The organism is Pisciglobus halotolerans, from assembly GCF_900113675.1.
In the GTDB taxonomy this organism is placed as follows: Bacteria; Bacillota; Bacilli; order Lactobacillales; family Carnobacteriaceae; genus Pisciglobus; species Pisciglobus halotolerans.
The window spans coordinates 1-4,594 of record NZ_FOQE01000067.1 but is presented as its reverse complement, the minus strand read 5'-3'; the positions used below and the strand labels follow the sequence as shown (position 1 = coordinate 4,594).

The 4,594-nt window shown below is 38.6% G+C and carries 3 protein-coding genes; all 3 read right to left on the bottom strand.

Features of this window, described 5'->3' with window-relative positions:
* Positions 1-323 precede the first annotated feature (323 nt).
* Positions 324-2,135, bottom strand: a complete 1,812-nt coding sequence (locus BM057_RS11260) for an ABC transporter ATP-binding protein (RefSeq protein ID WP_092093845.1) — start codon at positions 2,133-2,135, stop codon at positions 324-326.
* The gene (locus tag BM057_RS11255; protein WP_092093842.1) at positions 2,125-3,888 is read right to left on the bottom strand and encodes an ABC transporter ATP-binding protein; all 1,764 of its coding nucleotides are present in this window, start codon (positions 3,886-3,888) and stop codon (positions 2,125-2,127) included. Before BM057_RS11255 ends, BM057_RS11260 begins: the two co-directional genes overlap by 11 nt.
* A 74-nt stretch (positions 3,889-3,962) precedes the next feature.
* Positions 3,963-4,397, bottom strand: a complete 435-nt coding sequence (locus BM057_RS11250) for a MarR family winged helix-turn-helix transcriptional regulator (protein WP_092093840.1) — start codon at positions 4,395-4,397, stop codon at positions 3,963-3,965.
* Positions 4,398-4,594: the final 197 nt, after the last annotated feature.

Below are 4,594 nucleotides of genomic sequence, written 5' to 3'. Positions count from 1 at the left end.
CCTATAAAATTTCGGTGTCGTAACTTTAATTTTACAGAATGGACTTTCTCTTTTTCTACCCTAAATTTCTATTTACACAAAATATTTTACGCTATCAAGAAAAGCATTACTTATCAAAGATCTAAAAAAATTTTAATTTTATGTGAAGCTTTATTATAGAGAAGAGAACTTAATAAAATTTCTATCTTAAAAAAATGGATAATCTAATATACTAAAGTGAACAACTTAGTAAGATAATCATTAGAATATCCATTTTTTCTTTTATTCTTGTAAATCACGAGTTGTATCTTTTTAGAGACACAGCTCTTAATATAATCAAATTATTAATTTTCAACGATAAGAGAAGACGTGCTTTTTTCAAACTGACTATTGTATAGGTCTGCATAAAAAGATTTCTTTTCCATTAACATATCATGAGATCCTTTCTCTATAATTTCTCCATCTTTCATTACTAAAATCAAGTCGGCATTTTTGATCGTTGACAAGCGGTGGGCAATGACAAATGAGGTCCGTCCAACCATCAATTTGTCCATAGCTTTCTGGATGACTTCTTCCGTACGCGTATCCACTGAGGAAGTCGCTTCATCTAAGATAAGCATCGGTGCATCTTTCAACAAAGCCCTAGCAATTGTCAGTAATTGTTTTTGGCCTGCAGACAATGTCAAGCTGTCATTTAAGACTGTGTCATACCCTTGAGGCAATGTTGAAATAAAATGATCGATCCCGGCAGCTTTACATGCTGCATGGATTTGTTCGTCCGAAATATCGATTTGATTGAATCTAAGATTGTCTTTGATGGTTCCTTCAAACAGCCATGTATCTTGTAAAACCATACAAAATTGGTTGTGAACTTGTGCTCTTGAAAGATTCTGTATAGATACATCGTCGATCAAAATCGTACCGCTATCTATGTCATAAAATTTCATCAAAAGATTCACGATCGTTGTTTTACCGGCTCCTGTGGGTCCTACGATAGCGATTTTCTCCCCGGCGTGCGCCACTGCACTGAAATCATGGATGATTTCTTTGTCTTTTGTATAACCAAAACTCACGTGGTCAAAAGTCACTTCCCCGACTGTACGTGATTCAACTTGCAATTTATCTTTTTCACTGCTCATTTCTTCTTCCCTTAAGAAATCAAAGACGCGGGCCATTGCAGCAGCAGCTAGTTGTAAATTAGACATTGATTGCGCCAATTGAGACAACGGTTGAGAAAACAAGCGGACATACACCATGAACGCAACGATCACACCGAATGAAATCTGGTCATTGAGTGCCAAAATCGATCCTACCACACAGACAGTCACATAGCCAAAATTGCCAATAAATCCCATCAAAGGCTGCATAATACCAGATAGAAATTGAGATTTCCAAATGCTGGTATACAGCTGCTGATTAAAGCCTTGAAATTGACGATGCATCGCTTCTTTCGCGTTGTATGAAATGATCACTTGGTGACCAGAATAGGATTCTTCTACAAATCCATTGACCTCCGCTAAATGCGCTTGCTGACTTTCAAAGTGTTTTTGAGACTTCATCAAAATCAAAACCATTATCAAAAAGCCCAGAAGCACGGACAACACAGCTGTCACGGTCAAAATAATATTTGTCCGGATCATCATGATCAAACAGCCAATAAACAACGTGATGGCGGGCACAAGGGATCCCAAACTTTGATTCAATGACTGACCTACAGTATCCAAATCATTTGTCACACGACTCAATGTCTCACCTTGGCTATGGGCATCAAAGTAGCGCAAAGGAATACGATTGATTTTGTCATTGATATTTGAGCGCAATTTCTCAGAAAACCTCTGGGTAATCGTTGCCATGACAAAACCTTGAAAATAAGACATCAACGCACCGATCGCATAAAGCACTGCAAGCGTCAGACTGATTCGGCTGATTTGTGCGACATCTATCGTTGAAAACAATCCGGCTGTGATCAAGTCAGTGATCTCGCTTAGACGATCTGGACCTAAAATGGACGTGATACTGCCCAATGTTGCCAGAATGACGGCGAAGATCAATCCAACATGGTATTCTTTGGTCTGTTCTTTTAATTGCTGATAGAACAATGGGCCTAGTTTATTCGGTTGGTCTTTGTTCTTTTTTTGCTTCTTGCTATTTTCCATGTGCCAATTCCTCCTTGGAAAGTTGTGAATGGGCAATTTCTTGATAAATATCATTTGTTGCCAATAACGTTTCATGGGTTCCTATGCCCACCATTCGCCCTTCATCCAGCACGATGATCTGATCCGCATGCATAATTGTGCTGATTCTTTGGGCCACGATCAATTTGGTTGTTTGACGCAAATGCGTATCCAATGCATCACGCAACATTTTGTCTGTGCGATAATCCAGCGCTGAAAAAGAATCATCAAAAATCAAAATCTCTGGTTTTCTTGCGATCACGCGCGCAATCGCCAACCTTTGCTTCTGTCCCCCTGAAAAGTTCGATCCACCTTGCGCGACTGGATCATCCAATTTCTGGGATTTGGCTTCAACAAAATCCCAAGCTTGGGCGATCGTCAACGCTTGTTTCAAATCATTGTCGCTTAATGGTGAACCCACACTCGTCCCAAAATCTAAATTCGAGCGAATCGTGCCACTGAAGAGAACTGGTTTTTGAGGAATAAAGCCAATTCGATTATTTAACTCATCTTGTGCATAGGCTTGAACATTTTGACCATCGACTTTGACCCCGCCTGAAGTAGCATCATAAAAGCGCGGAATCAAATTGATCAGTGTGCTCTTCCCACTACCAGTTGATCCAATGAAAGCGATAGTTTGGCCTTGTTTCGCTTTAAATGAGATATCTTGGATCACTGGAACCGCGCTTTTGTCATAACCAAAAGATACATGATCAAATTCGATCTCACCTCTTTTTTCAGTCAGTACTGATTGTTCTGGCCAGACCAAAGACAGGTTGGTTTCCAAGACTTCTGTAATCCGTTTTGCCGAGACCAATGCTCTTGGTAAAATCAAAAAAATGATCGTCATTAACATAAAACCTAGCACGACTTGCATAGCATAAGACGTGAAAACGACCATGTCACTAAAGAGTACCAATTTTGCATCTAGTTGTGCTGCATCGATCAAATAAGCGCCAATCCAGTAGACTGCTAAAGTCAATCCGCTGGAGATGATCGTCATACCGGGATTCATGATAGCAAGCATACGGTTTGTAAATAGATTGACGGTCGTTAAAATTTCATTCGCCTGTTCAAATTTTTGACTTTGAATATTTTCAGCATTATACGCCCGTATGACACGAATACCTGATAAATTCTCCCTAGTGATACTGTTTAATTTATCTGTTAAATTTTGTACTTTGGTAAATTTAGGTTGAACAAGCAGCAGTAACGTACTTAACATGATCAACAAAAACAAAACTGCAATCGCCGTTGTCAGTGTCCATTGCCAGTTTTTATTGGCAATTTTTGTGATTGCCCAAACAGCGGTAATAGGTCCTTTGATCACGACTTGCAAGCCCATCGCTACAACCAATTGAATTTGTGTTAAATCATTCGTTGTTCTTGTGATCAAACTTGGGATCGAAAATTGTTGAATCTCCGATTGAGAAAAATGCATGATTTTACTATAGATTTGATCTCTTAACCTAGTGGAAAGACTGGCTGCAATTTTGGCTGCAAAAAAGCCTACAACGATGGATGCCAAGAAACTCAATAGTGAAAGACCGATCATCCAGATACCTGGATGGATAATCTCTTGCGTCGTCGTACCTTCTGTTTGCAGCAATGTCGTGATCTCCGACATATAGTCCGGAATCTTTAGCTCAAGCCACACCTGCACAATGATAAATACCACACTGATTGCAGCTATGCCTCTTTCTTTTTTACTCGTTCTTTTTAGTATATCTATCATTTCTTTGCCTCCAAATATAGTTAGCTCGCTAACTATATGTTGTTAAAACAGCTCATGATTATGGTTGATGTATCTCATGAGAGGTTTTTTTTGATTTTTTGAATGGTTTGAAAAAATTGCGCCATTTCTTCTGAAGAAAGGCCATTGGTGATTTTGGCCTCAGATGTTTCCATAAAGGAATTGATTTTTTCCATAAACAAAATACCCTTGTCTGTAATACGTAAAGCTTTCAATCGACCATCTTTTTCTGAAGCAGCGGTGGTGATCACACCATTCTTTACCATGCGTTTGACTAAATTGCTTGCTGTTGATTTGCGGATCGACATTTCTTTTTCAAGATCTTTTTGATAAATCGTATGATATTGATGCTCATATAAATACCCCAATGCCCACGCTTGAGGCCCCCGTAACATTTCCATTTCTTCATCTAAACGATGAGATTCTAGGTATCGACCAATCAACAAACTTAGCTCTCTGATTTCAAAACCAACAGTCCCTCTAGGACCCATATTTTTCACCTCCCTTTTTAGTTCCCCTGCTAACTAATATACAATATTTCGATTAATTGTCAAATGTAAAATTAATCTTACTTTTTTGATAAAATTGACTTGGGTAGCGTCAAGAATTATGTGTAAATGGAAAATCCATTCCGTTAATTACAGTTAAATCATTGACTCTAATGTATCCTGAATTTCTTTAAATCCTT